Source organism: Collinsella sp. BG-O-102, assembly GCF_023656745.1.
GTDB lineage: Bacteria > Actinomycetota > Coriobacteriia > Coriobacteriales > Coriobacteriaceae > Collinsella.
In genome coordinates this window covers 1-17,564 of the sequence record NZ_JAMOKO010000026.1, presented here as the reverse complement: position 1 = coordinate 17,564, position 17,564 = coordinate 1, and the positions used below count along the sequence as shown (strand labels likewise).

Below are 17,564 nucleotides of genomic sequence, written 5' to 3'. Positions count from 1 at the left end.
GCGCCCTTCCCCAAGGTGATACGCTCACGAAGATATCTCACCCTCAGCTTATCCAGTCTTGAGCACGCGCCCTTCCCCAAGGTGATACGCTGACTGGGAAATTAAGGAAGAGCCCCAGCCGGTCTTGAGCACGCGCCCTTCCCCAAGGTGATACGCTCGAAGGGAAGACCGCCACGCACGACGGGACGTCTTGAGCACGCGCCCTTCCCCAAGGTGATACGCTGCACACCATGAGCAACAACCACACCACCAAGTCTTGAGCACGCGCCCTTCCCCAAGGTGATACGCTGACCGTAGGCGTCGTATAACCTCTTCGTGTGTCTTGAGCACGCGCCCTTCCCCAAGGTGATACGCTCATACGAGCTTGCACGCTATAGCTACAACAGTCTTGAGCACGCGCCCTTCCCCAAGGTGATACGCTGAACGGGTTGGTGATGCCGTAGTCGATGCTGTCTTGAGCACGCGCCCTTCCCCAAGGTGATACGCTGGTCGCGGTCGCGACCACATTGCCCTGGGCGTCTTGAGCACGCGCCCTTCCCCAAGGTGATACGCTTTTCCGGGTGGAGGGTCATCGGCCATTACGGTCTTGAGCACGCGCCCTTCCCCAAGGTGATACGCTATGTGCGCACAGAAAAGCCCCTTTAACAGGGGCTTTTCTGTTTCAAGCCTCAAAAAAAGAAGACTGATTCGACCTCAGATCTACATCTGCGATTCATTTTTTTCGAGACAAAATGCGTCGACACGTCGCGCTTCACGCAAGAAAAGAGCCGTATTCGGCACAGCGATTTATGTACTTATCTTCACAATCGAATCAATCCTTAGGCGCAAAAACGCTCAAAAGGACCCGCCTAAATGCTATCCATAGCTACCGTTTACGGAATACTGGCTAACACTCGCCCAAAAAAGTTCGCCCCGCCCAATCCGAAGATTGAACGGGGGTTACTTTACGGGTAAGCCACTTAAGTGGCTCCCCTTGTCTGGAGCCGCGCCCTTCCCCAAGGTGAGCTGCTTTCGACTTAGCCGTATTGTAGCGCTAATGCGGGGAAGGTCGTCGACAAAATGGCCCAACGGACGATACTTATCCACAGCAAGGCCCACCTCTGCATCAAGAACGGCCTATTGATGATCACCGTGGACGACCGCAGCTCCACCATTCCCCTCGAGGACATTTGGGTCGTCATCGTCGAATCCCATCAAACCACGTTGACGGTCGCCTGCATGTCACAACTCAACGACGCGGGAATAGGCGTCATGATCTGCGGGCGCGATCATATGCCCAATGGTCTTATGCTCCCCATGGGCGCCCATTCACGCCATGCGCGCATCGTCGAGGATCAGCTTGCCATGAGCCTTCCGTTAAAAAAGCAGCTTTGGAAACGGATCGTGCAGGCAAAGATACTCAACCAAGCGGCGGTTCTCACAGAAATGGGGTTGCCTACAGGCCCTCTCCCCTCTTATGCCAAAACTGTTCTTTCGGGCGACACGGACAATCGAGAAGGCGCAGCTGCCTCCGCGTACTTTAAAGCCCTCATCACCGATGGAACAAGACGTAACAGTATGCAGAGCTCCGCCCTCGATTATGGTTACAGCGTCCTGCGTGCAGGCATCGGAAGAGCAGCCGTTGGCGGCGGATGGCTCGTATCCCAAGGGCTTCACCATCACAGCGTTTACAACGCATTCAATCTCGTCGACGATCTTATTGAACCGTTCCGCCCTCTCGTCGATCTAATTGTTATGAGCTACGGCGTTGCAGAGCCTTTGGGCCAGCGCGACAAAGCGTTGCTCGCTCGCGTGTTTGAGCACGTCATGACTATCGACGGAAAACGTTGCGGCTGTCAGCAGTGCATAGAGACAACGCTCTCTTCACTCAGAACTGCCGTTCTCGAAAAGGACCCTAAGAGGCTGTTGTTGCCCGAGCTAAGAGGGCTCGAGATGGTATCTGTTGAATAGGGAGGAGCCATGAGGGTTATGAGGTTATTGGTTCTGTTCGATCTTCCAACGGGAAGCAAAGCCGAGCGTCGGCAGTATAGCGACTTTCGAAAGTTTCTGATTAACGACGGATACCATATGGAGCAGTTTTCGGTGTATTCGCGCCTGTTGGTGACTCGCGAATCCGCAGCGGCGCATATCGCTCGCCTTAAGCTGAATCTTCCAAGCGCTGGAGAGGTCACCGTTATCGAAATGACCGAAAAGCAATACGAAGACCGAATGGTCCTTCTGAGCGAGCACAAGGAGCAGCCCGTTGAGCAGGGCGCGCAGTTAACGCTTGTGTTTTGACGTTGCCGCCTCTCACGCGCTTGACCTCCCCGGTCTTGGACGGCTTGCGATGTTGGGCAGCGTGTTTGGCATGGTAGGTGGAGCTTTTGCCTGGTGTCTTGCCCACGCCAAGACCCTTGCGGCTCGACTGTTCCCCACCCCTATGTGCGCATCGCCGCTATGGGTCTTATGCTGTCAGCGATTCTGCTCGCACCCATCCTTATTGGCTGCGAAGTCTTCGGCTTTGGTAACCTGCCGATGTCCTTTATTGTCTGCGTCGTCGCCTACCTGTTCAACATGGATAAGTCGATCTACGCCCTGCAAGAGCGGGCGTAGATCGATGTCCAAAGCAAGTGGTCTCAACCGGAAACGGCGTCCCACTCTGAGGCTGTATTCCGGGACACGGTTTCCGCTTGGGACTCCATTCGGGAAGCGCATCCCGTTCTTTCACAGCGTCTTGATCATGCAAAATGCCCTGGCGTTACTCCTCGTACGCGCCCTCAAGCCGAAGTAGCCACTCCTTGCGATCGAGCCCGCCGGCATATCCGTTGAGCGATCCGTCGGCGGCAACCACGCGATGGCACGGCACGATAATCGAAATGGGATTACGTGCGACCGCAGCCCCCACCGCACGAGGAGACACAACGGGATCCTCGTTTCCCGGCACACGATGTCGAGCCGCAACACGCTGGGCGATCTCACCATACGTGGCGACCTCACCACGCGGAATAGAAAGCAGCTCGTACCAAACTTCACGCTGAAACGCCGTACCGATCATATGCAACGGCGGCGTAAACCGAGGTTCCTGCCCTGCAAAATAAGCATTCAGCCAAGCCCACGAACGCTCAAGCACCGAAGAGGCCGCACCATGGGCCGGATTCGCCGACGACATGCCGCCAATACCGGAAACCGCGTCGGCGCCTTCAACATGTTCGGAGTCTTCCCGTAGAAGCGTGGAGCCAAAATGCTCCTGCCCCTCAAACCAAAGCCCCGTCAGACCGCGGCCATCAGCGGCAAGCAGGATTTCGCCCAAAGGCGAAGCAAACGTCGTCGTGACCACCAGCGGCTCCTTTCAAAACTCCGCACCATAATACCGCGAATTGTGCAGACAACCCCAATCGACCCCAAAGTCACCCAAGGCAGCAGGCGCGAAGCGCCGCAGCTGCCGGCCGCGCCCCACAGTCCCCCAAGGCGGCAGGCGCGAAGCGCCGAGACCGCCGCCGGGACCAAGGCCCGCAATGGCCACGCGCCCCCACATCAGCCCAGCGGCCCCAACCAACAACGGCCCCATCGCAGGCCGCTCGCAGCAGCGTCACCGCAGGCGGGGCCGGGCTTAGTTTTCAGAACACTCCGCAGACCAGTGTGGCGCCTTGTCCGCGGCTCCGAAGGAGCAGGACAAGGCGCCACACATGGTCGAGGACGTTCTGAAAACTAAGCCCGGCCCCCGCCGGACAGGTCACACTACTCGCAGAGCAGCTTAGCGATCTGGACGGCGTTGGTTGCCGCGCCCTTACGGATTTGATCGCCGCAGCACCAGAAGGTGATGCCGCGCGCAGCCTCGGGGTTCGAGATGTCGCGGCGCACGCGACCGACCCAGATCAGGTCCTGGTCGGACGTATCCATCGGCATGGGGAAGCGATCGTGCGCATCCTCGGCGCTCATGTCGTCAACCAGCTTCACGCCCGGAGCGGCAGCCAACGCAGCACGGGCCTCGTCAACCGTAATGTCGCGCTCGAACTCGAGCGTAATGCTCTCGGAGTGCGAGCGCAGCACGGGCACGCGCACGCAGGTGCAGTTCACGCGCAGCTCGGGCAGATGCATGATCTTGCGGCCCTCGTTTTGCAGCTTCATCTCCTCGGAGGTAAAGCCCTCCTCCTTGACGCCGCCAATCTGCGGAATCAGGTTGCTCGCCAGCTGGGCGGCAAACGCGCGCGGCTCGGGAATCTCCTCGCCACGGCCCAGGGCGGCCAGCTGAGCCTCGAGCTCGGCCATACCGGGTGCGCCGGCACCCGAAGCCGCCTGGTACGTCGAAACGATCATGCGCTTCACGCCGGCGAGCTGATGCAGCGGCCACGTGGGAACCAGGCCGATGATGGTCGCGCAGTTGGGATTGGCGATAAGGCCATGATGCCACTTGATGTCGTCGGCATTGATCTCGGGCACAACCAGCGGCACCTCGGGATCCATGCGGAAGGCATGGCTGTTGTCGACCACGACGGCGCCGCGTTTGACGGCCTCGGGCAGCAAATCCTTCGCGATGTCATCGCCAGCGGCGCCAAGCACGATGTCGCAGCCCTCAAAGGCCTCGGGGCAAGCTTCCTCAATCACAATCTGCTCGCCGCGGAACTCGACGGTTTTACCCGCGGAGCGTGCACTTGCCAGTAGCTTGAGCTTGCCAACCGGGAACTCCTGCTCGTTGAGGCACTCGAGCATCTGGGTGCCCACGGCTCCCGTCGCGCCCAAAATAGCAACCGTGTACTGTTTCATGCTTCCCCCTTTAAAGGTTTTGGCTTTTGCCCGCACGCCGAGCAGGCCGATTATTGTTGCCAGTGTATACAAGAACGGGGCGGGCACGAAACCCGCCCCGTCGAAACGAAACCGAAACGAAACGCCCCGCCGTAGATTTTTGAGACATGACCCAAAAATCTACCGAGCAGTCGCTACTTTTTGAGCGCGGCCAAGGTGGGATCGGCCGGCGCGGGAGCCTCCAGGTCAGAGACCTTCACAATGCCGTTCTCGTCGGAGAAGGCACGGTAAATGGTCCGAATCGCCAGGTCGAAGTCTTTCTCCTCGACACCGATAATGATGTTGATCTCGTCGCAGCTCTGCGAAATCATGCGCACGCTCACGCCGGCCTGGCCAAGCATGCCAAACAGGTGGCCCGAGATACCCGCGCGGCCTCGCAGGTTACGGCCGACGGTCGCGATGAGCGCCAAGCCCTCGACAACCTCGATCTCGAGCGGCTCGACCTCCTGCTGGATGTCGCCCACAAGCGAGTACAGCGAATCGTGTACATCCTGCTCCTGCACCACGGCGCCAAAGCGGTCGACACCGGTGGGCATGTGCTCAACGGAAACGTCATAGCGCTCGAAGACCGAAAGCGCGCGGCGCATAAAGCCGACGCGCGGCTTGGTGCGGTCGCGGGCCACGTTGATGGCGACAAAACCGCGCTTGCCGGTCACGCCGGTAATGATGGGCTCTGCCTCGCCCTCGTCAGCCGTCTCGCTAATGATGGTGCCGGGGTCCTGCGGCGCATTGGTGTTCTTGATGACCAGCGGAATACCCGCCTCACGCACAGGGAACACGGCCTCCTCGTGCAGGACGCTCGCACCCATGTACGAAAGCTCGCGCAGCTCCTCGTAGGTAACGCGGGCGATGGGCTGAGCCTCGGGAACAATACGCGGATCGGCAGAATAGAAGCCCGAGACGTCGGTCCAGTTCTCGTACAGATCGGCGCCCAGGCACTTGGCCAAGATCGAGCCCGAGATATCGCCGCCGCCACGGTCGAGCAGCTTGATCTGGCCCTCACGCGTCGCGCCGTAGAAACCGGGCATAACAAAGCCGCCCTGCTGACCGTACTCCTGCACCAGCTCGGAGGTGCGATTCATGCTGAGCGTACCGTCGTGATGGAACGCCACAACCGTCGCGGCGTCCAGGAACGGCAGGCCCAGGTACTCGGCCATCAGGCGAGCGGTGAAGTACTCGCCGCGGCTCACGAGCTCCTCGGTAGAGTAACCGCCCGAGCGGGCGCGCTCGGCAAAGGCCGCAAACTCCTCGCGGATGGGATAGGTGAGCTCCAGCTCGTCAGCGATATCAAAATAGCGCTGGCCGATGTCCTCGAGTAGTTCCTCGCACGACACGTGATATTTAACGTGCGCGTTAACCAAGTAGAGCAGGTCGGTCACCTTGGTGTCGCCCTTAAAGCGGCGACCGCAGGCGGAAACCACCACAAAACGGCGGGCAGGGTCGGCATCGACGATGGCCTTAATCTTCTTAAAGTGTTCGGCGTCGGCGACCGACGAGCCGCCAAACTTGGCAATCTTAATCATGGGCTGGAGGTTACCTTTCTAAAAGCCTCTGCAAACCTATTTTGCGCGCTCTGATACCATGGTTTCACCGATTGGGTCCAAGGCATCCGAGGAGCAGTGTTATATGGGAACTTATCATAGTACACGAGGACGCACTTTATCGTGCTCAAGTAAGGTGGCAATCCGCACCGGCATCGCTCCCGACGGGGGTTTGTTTGTCTCGGACGAGCTCGGCACCCAGCAGGTCGATATCAGCTCGCTTGCAGATAAATCGTACTTTGAAATCGCTCAAGATGTGTTGGGAATGTTACTGAATGATTACACGGCCGAAGAAATTTCGGCGTGTGTCGACGAGGCATACCGCGGCACGTTCGCGAGCGAAGAGGTCACACCACTCGTCAAACTCGATGCCGCACCGGGCACCGACGCCCCTCAAACCTATGTGATGGAGCTCTTTGGCGGCCCAACGAGCGCCTTTAAGGACGTCGCCCTGCAGATGCTCCCCCGTCTGATGGCCCGCACCTCCGCCAAAGACGGCGGCGCCGAGCGCATCATGATCGTCACCGCCACGTCGGGCGACACGGGCAAGGCGGCACTCGCCGGCTTTGCCGACGCCCCGGGCACGGGCATCACCGTCTTTTATCCCGAGGGCAAAGTCAGCCGCGTGCAGAATCTGCAGATGTCCACACAGGAGGGCGACAACGTCGCCGTCTGCGGCATCAACGGCAACTTCGACGATGCCCAGAGTGCCGTCAAGCGCATCTTTGCCGATAAGGAGCTTGCCGAGCGTCTGGAGGCCGCCGGCACGGTGCTTTCGAGCGCCAACTCCATCAACGTCGGCCGCCTGGTGCCGCAGGTCGTCTACTACTTTGCCGCCTATGCGCAGCTGTTGCGCGCCGGCGCCATCGAGGCCGGTGACGCCGTGGAGTTCTGCGTACCGACCGGCAACTTTGGCGATATCCTGGCCGGCTACTACGCCAAGCGCATGGGTCTGCCCGTCGCCAAGCTCGTCGTGGCGAGCGACAAGAACAACGTGCTTGCCGACTTCCTGACCACCGGCGTTTACGACCGTAACCGCCCGTTCTTCACGACCATCTCGCCGTCGATGGACATCCTTATTAGCTCCAACCTGGAGCGCATGCTCTACTTCCTGTCTGATGGCGACTGCGAGCTCGTTGCCGGCCTTATGGAGCAGCTGGCGCAGACGGGTCGCTACGAGGTGCCCGCCGAGCTGCTGGCCAAGATCCAGAGCGTGTTTGGCTGCGGTTGGGCCAGCGAGGACGAGGTCCGCACTGCCATCAAGAGCTGCTGGGACGCGAACGGCTACGTGATCGATCCGCATACTGCTTGCGGCTATCACGTCTTTGAGCAGGTCGCTCCCGCCGAGGGTGCCAAGGCCCGCGTGCTGCTTTCGACCGCAAGCCCCTACAAGTTCCCGCGCGCCTGCTGCGACGCCCTGGGCCTCGACGTTCCCGAGGATGATTTTGAGGCCATGCGTGTGCTCGAGCAGGCCACCAACACGGTCGCCCCGACCCAGCTCGCCGAACTCGAATCCAAGCCCGTCCGCTTCGAAGACGTCTGCGACGTAGCCGACATGGCTAACTACGTAGAGTCTGTAGCAAAAAAGATGGCTTCCAACTAAACCCCTTATTAAGCGCCGGCGAAAGCCGGCGCACCTTCTTTCATCAGATAACCCCCGGGATGATGACGAACGCGCACAGCGTGCCTGGCTGTTTAGTTCGTCGCGAGTTCCGCACGCAAAGGAAAGCACTTAATGTGCTTTCCGTCTTGCGCAGGACTGTCCGAGCAGCGAACTAAACAGCCAGGCACGCCAGGAGGACCCACATGATCAAAATCACCGTCCCAGCCACGAGTGCAAACCTAGGCATTGGCTACGATACCCTCGGCATGGCCGTCAGCCTCTACTCGCACTTCACCTTCGAGCGCGCCGACAAACTCACCATCACGGGCTGCCCCGAGGAATTCCAAAACGAGAACAACCTGGTCTACGTGAGCTTTGTCGATGCACTGGCTGCATGGGGCGAGCCGGCTTTCCCCGTTGCCATCGACATTCAAACTGATGTGCCCGTCGCCCGCGGCCTGGGTTCCAGCTCCACCTGCGTCGTCGCTGGCATCATGGCGGCCGCCGCGCTGACGGGCCACACCGTCGACCGTGCCGAGCTCGTCCGCATTGCCACCGAGGTCGAGGGCCATCCCGATAACGTCGCCCCCGCCATCCTGGGCGGCGCCGTCTGCTCCTTTACGCCGACCGATTCGCTCCCCCAGTGCCTGCGCTACGAGGTGAGCGATCGCTTGCGTTTTATTACCGTGATTCCGCCCTACGAGGTGCATACGAGCGAAGCGCGCAAGGTTGTGCCGCAGGAGATTCCACTCTCCACCGCCGTATGGCAAATGGGCCGCATCGCCGGCATGACGCGCGGCCTGGAAACCGGCGACCTTGACCTGATTGCCGCCGCCAACGACGACCGTATCCAGGAGCCCTATCGCCGCCGCCTCATCCCCGACTACAACGCCGTGCGCGACACCTGCCTTAACGGCGGCGCCAAGACCATCTGGATTAGTGGTTCGGGCTCGACCCTCATGGCCGTGACTGACGACACCATCGTGGCAAAGTTCCTGCAGGTCAAGCTGCGTGAGCAGTTCCCCAAGTGTGACACGCATATTCTGACGTGCGACACCGAGGGCGCTCAAATCGAGTACCTGTAGCGCCCTGCCTCATTGCTCTCACCGGTCCCCTTGGGGCTTCCCCTGAAAACGTCCTCGATCATGAATTGCCCCGTCGTGCGCTTCGCGCGACGGGGCAATTCGATCTGCGGATTGTTTTCAGGGGAAGCCCCAAGGGGACCTGCGCAGCCTCGACAGGATAATCGCATTCGCTGATTTAATCTTGTGCTCCAACGGAGCCACAGACGAGAGGCCTTCGCGCTGCGGAATAATTTTGAGGGGAACACCCCGACCATCCCTGCGTTTACCTTGCTGAGGATGTCTACAGGGACCCACGCTTTGAAGGGGCGCCGGGCAGATAGGGGCTTTTTAGGTTACATAATAAACTGTTTATCTATGCTACTATTTAACTAGGCATCGCAGTATGGAGGTGGTCAAAGTGTTACGCACACTCAAAGCTTCGTTTTTCCTCTCGATACTTTTGATATTACCGATATGTTTCTCGTTTAGCCCTTCGACTGCTTATGCTGCAGAAAGCGATGCTGTCGCAATTTCTGGCGCAACCCAAGATTTTGATTTAACGAAAGGTCCCGAGCAGTCTCATCAAATCAAGCTTAAGGATGGGACCGTTGCAGTAATAGGAATTAAAAAAACCAATGAACCCAGCCTGATATGGGACAGTTACTACAACAACGCATCTGGAACTTGGACTATCTATTACAACAGTCCTTTTATTTATCGCGAATTCAAGATCAAGATAGCGAACTCGCTCATTACCAGCGCTTGGGGACAAAACTATACGACTATCGGCTGTACGGTAACTAACGAGTCCTTTATATGGAACTCGAAACAGGCGACATATCGACTCAACTATGAATCGATGGGGATGACGTCCGGTATCGCCGTGTTGCAAGCGACCATGGAAGGCAGCACGCTCCACACCTATGCAAACTAGACTCACATCAATTGAGGAAGTTCAATGATCCCAATTCCTGCACGCTCAGACATTATGATCGCTCTCGTTTGGATTCTCGTCGGAGTGCTTATTTGGCGTATCTGCAAATGGGTTAAAAACAAGAAATAGTTGATAAAACGTATATGCCATTTATGCGATGCTTGGGGCCGTTAAATCGGCCCCTATTTCTATAGCTTTTCAAGCAGCAGTCACCCATTTGGAAGTCGCAATGCCATTCATACGATTTCGGCCCTTTAAGCCGCTATCTATTGGTAGGGACTCTTGCTGGTAAGGAGCGCTTACTAGATACAAACCTTGGCAATATATTGGTTTAGGCGGCGCTGGTTTCTTTGTATTCGAAGACTGGCTCTAGGAGATCTTCGATGTTGCAGTGGAGGGCTTTTGCTATGGCTCTTACGCTTGTTACCGAAGCTTCATTGATGTTTCTCTGGCGCTGCTCGTACATTTGGATTGAGCGGAGTGACACACCCGATTCGTATGCTAGATCTTGTTGGGTTTTCTTAAGCTTCTTTCTTGCTAACGCAAGTTTGGTTTGCCTGGACGCTTTTTTCGCCATATCGCAGACGAGGCGAGCCACGCGTTCCTCCGAGGCTTCGTGCCAGGGATAGTACAGACTGCGCAGTGCGTCAAACGGAACGACATGCAGCAGGTCTTCGAAAGACTCCCCTAAACGCCACTGCAGATATGACAGTATCCAGCCTGTCCAATACTCTGGCGTCTTCTCAAAACGATAGGTGCGATCCGGTATAAACCCGCTCTGATAGCCGGACCTTTCAGCGATAAGCGCGAACAGCTCAACGCCCGATTTTCCCGATACGACCCATGCGTTGCCGCGTTCGAACTCGCGAGCTACGCCGCTCAGGCAAAAGAGTTCAGCAACTTCCGATCCTTCGGCTCCATAATCGTTAACGGCATAATCAAAGCAGTCGCCGAGGTTGTTCATTGCATCCTCGAGGTAATAGATGGGATATGTTCTACTCGGTCCACAATTCGTCAACTCTTGGATCATCTAAATCAACCCTCCCTGTCATTAAATCCCTAATGTAGACACCCTCAGAGTCGAATCCATTCACAGTATCCAGGTACTTGCGCCGCGCGTTCTGTTCTCGCTTAAAGCGCTTGGGATAATACTCAGATCCCAACGCCTGCCTCCATTCGCGGAATCTGATTACTGAAAACGCACGCTCACTCATAAGAGCGTATTGGATGCCCAAATCGCCCAAACGCATAATGAGTTGCAGTTGCCTAAGCGAGATCATGCCGTTAACGAACTGTCTTGCAAACGAAAAGTAAGAATCGTCGGCGCGATAACCTCGAATTACGTCATAGGGAGAAATATCAATTAGGCAGTTATCCAGCAGATAGCGAAGTCCTTCGCGCGCCAGCGGTGTCGAAACATTGAACTCCCTATTGTTAGCCAAAATCGCAAGCCAATTGAGAATTGAAAACTCCCCGGACTCCAAGTCCAAGACCGCAAGACCATCCATATCGAGCTCATATCGATTCGCGATACCATCGGACTCGGTCCGACATGCCCACTCCATTGCCATTTCCTCATGCGGCGTGCAATAAAACCCACACCCATAGTCATTGAATTGTCTGCATTTATCCAACGACGGATGCTCGACAACAACCTCCGACCCGTGCCAAAGCTCCATATCGACCTCCAAACAAAAATATCACCCCAGTGATAGTTTACCAATAACTATCACTGGGGTGATATAGGTGGGAGCTTTTGAAGGGTTGCGGCCCGATTAGAGGCAAGCCTCGGCGATGCGCTTTTTGAGTTCGTCTATGCCGGTGCCGGTCTGGGAGCTTGTGATGATCACGTTCTCGGCCGGAACGTTGAGCTGCTTTTTGATGGCTGCTGCCTGGCGGGCCTGCTGGGTGCGGCTGAGCTTGTCGGCTTTGGTGAGGCAAACGATAAAGTTGAACTCGTTGCCCTGTAGGTAGTCGATCATGTCGTGGTCGAGCTTGCTGGGGTCGTGACGAATGTCCACCAGCGAGACCACCAAGTTAAAGCTGCGCTCGGAGTCGAAGAAGTCGCCGATAAGCTCGGCCCAACGGTCGCGCTCGGCCTTGGAGCGACGGGCGAAACCGTAACCCGGCAGGTCCACGAAATGCACGTCATCGGCCTCAAAGAAGTTGATGTTGCTCGTCTTGCCCGGCGTACTGGAAACCTTGACTAGGTTCTTGCGGCCAAATAGCTTGTTCATAATCGACGACTTGCCCACGTTGGAGCGGCCGACAAAGCTCACCTCGGGGCAGGTGGACTCGGGAATCTGCGAAACCTTGCCATAGCTGGCGACGAACTTGGCAAGCTGGTAGTTAATGGAATCGGCCATGGACACTCCTTGGTCGTAGGTTCTTACAAATAGACGCGCTATTGCGTAGCGGCAATGCGGCGGACGATATCGAGCGTAATGTCACTTGCGACACGCGCGTACTCGAACAGATCGAACTCTCGCTCGCAAATTGCATCGTACGCCTCGTCACAATTATCGCTGATAGCGCGCAACACCAGGCAATCGACACCATTTTTGGTTGCGACATGGGCAATTGCCGCGCCCTCCATGCCGACACAATCGGCATGCGTCGCCTCGATAGCGTCGTTGCGCATGGTGGCGCCCGTCACAAAGCGGTTACCCGTGGCAATCGTGCCGACCAGGAACTGCTTGGTGCCCTCGTTCGAAGCGACTGCATTTTTCGAAGCATCAACAAACCCACGCTCAGCAAGCACGTCGGCGGCAATATCGACCAGCGCGGGCGTCGAGCCAAACTCCTCGAGCCCCGGTGCGGACTCGGCGATAAGCGCGGTATCGGTATCCAGATAGCGTAGGCGTTTGCCAATGACCACGTCGTCGATATGGAGCTTGGGGTTCAAACCGCCCGCAATGCCCGAAAACACAACAGCCTGCGGAGCATACTTGCTAATGAGGTGCTGTGTTGCAGCAGCGGCGTTCACCGTGCCCATGCCCGCCGTTGTGGCGACAACCGTCAGGCCGTCGAGCTCACCGCTCACAACGGTCAAGCCTGCCTCCCGTGCCTCGCAAACGTCGCTCAGCTCTTCCTTAATCTGCATGATCTCTTTTTCGAGCGCACCGATAATCGCGATGGTAGCCATACCATTCCCCAAACTTATACGAAATTCTCAACCAAGGTATGGTACCAGCATTTTGTTTGACCTCTCCAAACGAACACGCTAAGCCAGTGCAGCTCGGATATCATAAAGGGGCAAAAATGGCACGCTAGCCGATGACGTTTTTGAGTTCGGCGCGGCGCTTTTTCATGCCCGTCATGACGGCATTGCGCAACTCGGGCATGCGCGCGGTATCCATCTGGGGCACGCCCTCGAGCTTATAGGGAATGCCCAGTTGCTCGTACTTGACGACACCCATCGTGTGATACGGCAGCATTTCCAGGCCCACCACGTTGTGCCATGGAGCGATGAGGCGACCGAGCTTCTCGCACTCCTCCACCGTGTCGGTAATGCCCGGCACAACCACGTGGCGGATAACGACCTTGATATTGCGACGTGCAAGCTCATCGCCAAACGCCAGGATGCGTGCGGGATCACAACCGGTCAGCTTTTTATGCTCGACCGGGTCGGCATGCTTAATATCGAGCAGTACCATGTCGGTCTCGTTGAGCACGGCATCGAACTTCTCGGGATGCTGAGGGTCGAAGGCGTAGCCACAGCTATCCAGGCAGGTATGCACACGACCATCGGGGTTGTTGTGCATTGCACGGAACAGGTCGGCCAAAAACTCGGGCTGCAGAAGCGGCTCGCCGCCCGAAACCGTAATTCCGCCGCTGCGATAGAACTCGTGGTTACTCTGGAACTCATCCATGAGGTGCTCGACGGTCACCATCGTGCCGCCGTTGACCGACCAGGTATCGGGATTGTGGCAATACGCGCAGCGCATGGGACAGCCCTGAACAAACACCACAAAGCGGATGCCGGGTCCGTCGACCGTTCCCATCGTCTCGATTGAATGCACGCGGCCAAGGGCAAACGCAGAGTCCTCGGGACGAGCGTCCACACCCTCAAGCGTCATTTCTGCCATTCGCGCTACCTTGCCTCTCCTTGGATGCAACCAATTAAAATGCCAGAGCCATTCTAGCCCATACGCATGATGGTGAAATGGTTTAGCGGTCAATTGGGCTGTTCTATTTGACCCAACGCAAGAGCGGCGGGAGGGTTATCGCAACCCGCCCGCCGCCGTGGCAATAGAAATCGATAGACGCCAGGCCTTACGCCTTAAGCGTAAGCACCGCGCCGAAGGCGGTCGGGCCGCAATGGCTCGAGATGACGCCGCCGACCTGAGTCCAGGTAATGTCCTTAAAGCCAAGATCGTGTGCATAGACTTCCATGTCGTCGCGCAACTCCTCGGAAAGACCCACCGAATACGCCAGGCCAATATGCGAGTAGTCAATCTCGCCCTTCGCAACCATGTGGTCAATAAAGGCGCGGGCGCACTTGAGCATAGAGCCGCGGAACTTCTTGGTCGCCACGAACTTGCCGCCCGTCACCTCAATGCAGGGCTTAATCTTGAGCAGATGGGCGCCAAGGAATGCGACGTTGGACAAGCGACCGCCCGCCTTAAGAAAGGCAAGATCGGTAGGAACAAAGCCCAGCAGCACGCGGTCCATGACGGAATTCGTAAATGCAAAGATCTCGTCGACGGTGGCATCGGGGTGAGCCTCGATGTATTTGGCGGTCTCGACGACAACGAGCGACTGGCCTACCGAGACAAAGCGCGTGTCCATAGAGAACACGTAGTCGCGACCCTTGGCGGCGATCTTCGATGATTGATGCGAGCAGGTCGTGGCCTCGGAATACGCGAGATGCAGAATAGTCGCATCGGGCTGCTCAGCGTGAATGCGGTCGTACACGTGAGCAAAATCCGCAGGCGCGCAGCCGCTGGTCTTGGGCATCACGCCAAACTCGTTGCAGCGCGAATAAATCTCGAGCGGATCGATCGAGCCGTCCTCGACGGTCTCGTCACCAATCGTGACATGCATGGGCACGCGCACGATGCCGTAGCGCTCGCAGAGCTCCGGCGTCACATCCGACCCAGACTCAACCACGATTACGTACTTGCCCATTATTATCACGACCCATCTCGACATTGGCTTTTCAATACATGGCACGCGCCGCCGCACTGTTGCACAACGGCGTCCAAGCGCCAAAGAGACGCTGCCCCTTGCACACAACAAAGGACAGCGTCTCCCTGGAAAACTCCGTGCTTATCTAGGATTCCACACGGTTTATTAAGGAGGGTTACTTATTCCGCAAACGGTCGCTATATGCGGTAAGCGGTAGTTGGCCGCGACAACTGCGACACATTCCGTCCAGCAAATCCAATCGTGCTCCACGCACGGTTAATGCACGAGGCGGTAGAAATTCATCGATGCCGCACCCTCGGCGTGCAGCTCCATCGCCGGAACCGCCGGCGAATAGGTACGGCTCGTAAGTGCCGCCTCGCCGCCATTTGCAAAAATCTCGACCATCGTAGTGTCCGAAAGCACGCGCAGGTCGCGAAGCTCGCTGAGCTCGATCGACCTCTGGTCGCGCCCATAGCCTTCGTCACCCATGTCGAGGGTAAGCATCCCGTCTGCATAGCGCACAAAGACACCCTTGCGGATTTCGAGCTCGATCACCTGGGCGCCCTCACAGGAAACCACAAGATCAAACAGGCGGCCCGGCTCCTCAACGGTTTCACCGCCTGTCGCGCAAACGCAGTCGCCGCGCATCCTCTCAATCTCGTGCACCGGCTGCTGACAGAGCTTACCATCGCGCATGCTCAGTTTTCTCGGCACCGTCAACGCGCACTGCCACCCGCGTGCCACCGTCGGGCTTTTTGCCGTCGCATCGGGGCAACCCGACCATCCGATCATCAATCGCCGGCCTGCAGCATCCTCAAAGGACTGCGGAGCATAGAAATCAAAACCGGCATCGACCATCGGGGGCATGCCCTTCCCGACGATTTTAAAGCTCGGCGCCTCCCAATCGGCCTCGATGGGGAACCACACGCACTGATGCGGATTGCGGTAACGCCAACCATCGGCAGGCACACCCTGCGGACAGCAAACGAGAATAAGCTCGCCATCGAGCTCAAACAGATCGGGGCACTCCCACATAAAGCCAAACTTCTCGCCCAACTCAATGCGCGTCGCATAGCCCCAGTCCTCTAGATCACGCGAGGTATAGACAAGCACGCGCCCGCGATCGTCTTTCGTACGAGCGCCGAGAACCATGTAGTAGATACCGTCGTGTTCAAGGATCTTGGGGTCGCGCACGTGCGTACCGATATCGTCGGGGTAATCGACCGGCCCAACAGCTATGCGCTTCTCGCCCAATTCGTCGGGATTCTCGGCAACCATATGAATTTGGTTTTGCTCACGGCCCGTCAACACGTAGTCGTAATCATCACGGTCAAAATGCTTAACGTTGCCGGTATAGAAGTAGTGAATCTTGCCATCACGTACAAAGGCAGAACCAGAATACGCTCCACTCGAATCCAAATCGGAATCGGGGAACAGCACGGGGCCGTGATTCTCGTACGTCACAAAATCCTTTGTCGTCAGATGGTTCCAAAGCACTGGACCGCCATGCGCAGCATCGAACGGATCGTATTGATGATAGATGTGATACGTATCACCAATCTGAACCAAACCATTGGGGTCGTTGAGCCAGCCAAGCTCAGGCTCCACATGGAACAAAAGCCTATCGGGGTCGGATGCGATGCGAGCCGCCGTCTCATCCTGTCCGGCACGCCACTGCTCATAGTCCGCGCGTGTCACCTTATTTTTTTGATTAAACATCGCCGTTGACTTTCTCGTCTATGGGAAAGGACGCTCGACTCGCACGAGCCGAACGCCCTTCCCCAAATGGACTTATCCGCACATTACGCTGAACGGCTCAACTAGAAGCTAACGTCGAAGCCAGCGCCAGCGCCCTCTTCATCGGTGGTCGGCACGCCCTTTGCCTTGTTGTAGGCAAAGATCAAGACGATCGGCACGATGAAGGCGATGAGATTGCCAGCCACATACCACACGAGCGTCTCGGGCGTGACGATGAGCAGGCCAAGCACGCCGGTCAGACCCTGACCGATGGCGCGCACCTCAAAGAGCTTCACGAAGGCACCGCCGCAGCCTGCACCGATGCAAGCGCAGATGAACGGGATGATCGAGTAGCGCATGTTTGCAGCAAAGATTGCGGGCTCGGAGATACCGACCAGCGTCGGGATAAAGGACGACATGCAGATGTTGCGCTCTTTGGAATGCTTCTTGTGAATGAGGTACATGCCGATGGCGCCGCCGCCCTGGGCGATGATGGAAACCGACCAGATGGCCTGGATGTAGTTGAAGCCAGTCGTGGCAACGAGGTTTGCCTCGATACCCTGGATGAACTGATGCGTACCGGTAACGACAAGCGGCTGCAGGAACGCGGCGAAGACAAAGGCACCAAAGACGCCCATCCTGTTGTACAGCCTTGATTGGCAACTTCATCCGAACACCTCCCATATTCATCCGTACATGTACGGATGAATATGGGAATCCGATACCCTGAGGGCCGGACCGGCCGGCCCCGGGAGATCGGAGGACGGCATGTC

The 17,564-nt window shown here is 57.4% G+C and carries 17 protein-coding genes and 1 CRISPR repeat array; of the genes, 6 read left to right on the top strand and 11 right to left on the bottom strand.

What is annotated here, in order from left to right; translation table 11 throughout:
- Positions 1–55: 55 nt before the first annotated feature.
- Positions 56–619: a CRISPR direct-repeat array (repeat unit 36 nt; unit sequence GTCTTGAGCACGCGCCCTTCCCCAAGGTGATACGCT).
- 440 nt (positions 620–1,059) lie between these two features.
- From cas1 to NBH09_RS09600, 3 genes are all read left to right on the top strand, one after another.
- Positions 1,060–1,950 (top strand): type II CRISPR-associated endonuclease Cas1, encoded by an 891-nt coding sequence (cas1, locus tag NBH09_RS09610; protein ID WP_284703154.1) that lies wholly within the window; start codon positions 1,060–1,062, stop codon positions 1,948–1,950.
- Positions 1,951–1,959: 9 nt separating this feature from the next.
- Positions 1,960–2,277 (top strand): CRISPR-associated endonuclease Cas2, encoded by a 318-nt coding sequence (cas2, locus tag NBH09_RS09605; protein ID WP_195445652.1) that lies wholly within the window; start codon positions 1,960–1,962, stop codon positions 2,275–2,277.
- A gap of 93 nt (positions 2,278–2,370) precedes the next feature.
- Positions 2,371–2,592 (top strand): hypothetical protein, encoded by a 222-nt coding sequence (locus tag NBH09_RS09600; protein WP_250787816.1) that lies wholly within the window; start codon positions 2,371–2,373, stop codon positions 2,590–2,592.
- Positions 2,593–2,737: 145 nt separating this feature from the next.
- Here NBH09_RS09600 and NBH09_RS09595 read toward each other — a convergent pair whose 3' ends face one another.
- The 3 genes from NBH09_RS09595 to NBH09_RS09585 form a co-directional block, all read right to left on the bottom strand.
- On the bottom strand, positions 2,738–3,316 hold the full coding sequence (locus NBH09_RS09595) for a methylated-DNA--[protein]-cysteine S-methyltransferase (protein ID WP_250787815.1): 579 nt from the start codon (positions 3,314–3,316) through the stop codon (positions 2,738–2,740).
- A gap of 401 nt (positions 3,317–3,717) precedes the next feature.
- Positions 3,718–4,743 carry an aspartate-semialdehyde dehydrogenase gene (locus NBH09_RS09590; protein ID WP_250787814.1) on the bottom strand — a complete coding sequence of 342 codons (1,026 nt, stop codon included), beginning with the start codon at positions 4,741–4,743 and terminating at the stop codon, positions 3,718–3,720.
- A gap of 173 nt (positions 4,744–4,916) precedes the next feature.
- Positions 4,917–6,305, bottom strand: a complete 1,389-nt coding sequence (locus NBH09_RS09585; RefSeq protein ID WP_117840225.1) for an aspartate kinase — start codon at positions 6,303–6,305, stop codon at positions 4,917–4,919.
- Positions 6,306–6,408: 103 nt separating this feature from the next.
- On the opposite strand from NBH09_RS09585, the gene thrC reads away from it, so the two are divergent.
- The 3 genes from thrC to NBH09_RS09570 all read left to right on the top strand — a co-directional run bounded on the left by thrC (position 6,409) and on the right by NBH09_RS09570 (position 9,924).
- Positions 6,409–7,926 carry a threonine synthase gene (gene thrC / locus NBH09_RS09580; protein WP_250787813.1) on the top strand — a complete coding sequence of 506 codons (1,518 nt, stop codon included), beginning with the start codon at positions 6,409–6,411 and terminating at the stop codon, positions 7,924–7,926.
- A gap of 203 nt (positions 7,927–8,129) precedes the next feature.
- Positions 8,130–9,011, top strand: a complete 882-nt coding sequence (thrB, locus tag NBH09_RS09575; protein WP_006234874.1) for a homoserine kinase — start codon at positions 8,130–8,132, stop codon at positions 9,009–9,011.
- Between the two features lie 382 nt (positions 9,012–9,393).
- Entirely contained in the window at positions 9,394–9,924 is a 531-nt protein-coding gene (locus tag NBH09_RS09570) for a DUF5626 family protein (RefSeq protein WP_195233986.1), read from the top strand.
- 331 nt (positions 9,925–10,255) lie between these two features.
- Here NBH09_RS09570 and NBH09_RS09565 read toward each other — a convergent pair whose 3' ends face one another.
- The 8 genes from NBH09_RS09565 to NBH09_RS09530 all read right to left on the bottom strand — a co-directional run bounded on the left by NBH09_RS09565 (position 10,256) and on the right by NBH09_RS09530 (position 17,429).
- Complete coding sequence (locus tag NBH09_RS09565) at positions 10,256–10,888, bottom strand: helix-turn-helix transcriptional regulator (protein WP_250787812.1); 633 nt, start codon at positions 10,886–10,888, stop codon at positions 10,256–10,258.
- A gap of 31 nt (positions 10,889–10,919) precedes the next feature.
- On the bottom strand, positions 10,920–11,603 hold the full coding sequence (locus NBH09_RS09560) for a DUF3990 domain-containing protein (RefSeq protein ID WP_250787811.1): 684 nt from the start codon (positions 11,601–11,603) through the stop codon (positions 10,920–10,922).
- 96 nt (positions 11,604–11,699) lie between these two features.
- Positions 11,700–12,290 (bottom strand): ribosome biogenesis GTP-binding protein YihA/YsxC, encoded by a 591-nt coding sequence (yihA, locus tag NBH09_RS09555; RefSeq protein ID WP_006234871.1) that lies wholly within the window; start codon positions 12,288–12,290, stop codon positions 11,700–11,702.
- 38 nt (positions 12,291–12,328) lie between these two features.
- Entirely contained in the window at positions 12,329–13,069 is a 741-nt protein-coding gene (gene mtnN / locus NBH09_RS09550) for a 5'-methylthioadenosine/S-adenosylhomocysteine nucleosidase (RefSeq protein ID WP_250787810.1), read from the bottom strand.
- A gap of 124 nt (positions 13,070–13,193) precedes the next feature.
- On the bottom strand, positions 13,194–14,012 hold the full coding sequence (gene pflA / locus NBH09_RS09545; protein ID WP_250787809.1) for a pyruvate formate-lyase-activating protein: 819 nt from the start codon (positions 14,010–14,012) through the stop codon (positions 13,194–13,196).
- Positions 14,013–14,199: 187 nt separating this feature from the next.
- The gene (locus NBH09_RS09540) at positions 14,200–15,054 is read right to left on the bottom strand and encodes a DegV family protein (RefSeq protein WP_250787808.1); all 855 of its coding nucleotides are present in this window, start codon (positions 15,052–15,054) and stop codon (positions 14,200–14,202) included.
- A gap of 276 nt (positions 15,055–15,330) precedes the next feature.
- On the bottom strand, positions 15,331–16,773 hold the full coding sequence (locus NBH09_RS09535) for a glycoside hydrolase family 32 protein (protein WP_250787807.1): 1,443 nt from the start codon (positions 16,771–16,773) through the stop codon (positions 15,331–15,333).
- Between the two features lie 101 nt (positions 16,774–16,874).
- Positions 16,875–17,429 carry a PTS sugar transporter subunit IIC gene (locus tag NBH09_RS09530; protein ID WP_250787806.1) on the bottom strand — a complete coding sequence of 185 codons (555 nt, stop codon included), beginning with the start codon at positions 17,427–17,429 and terminating at the stop codon, positions 16,875–16,877.
- Positions 17,430–17,564: the final 135 nt, after the last annotated feature.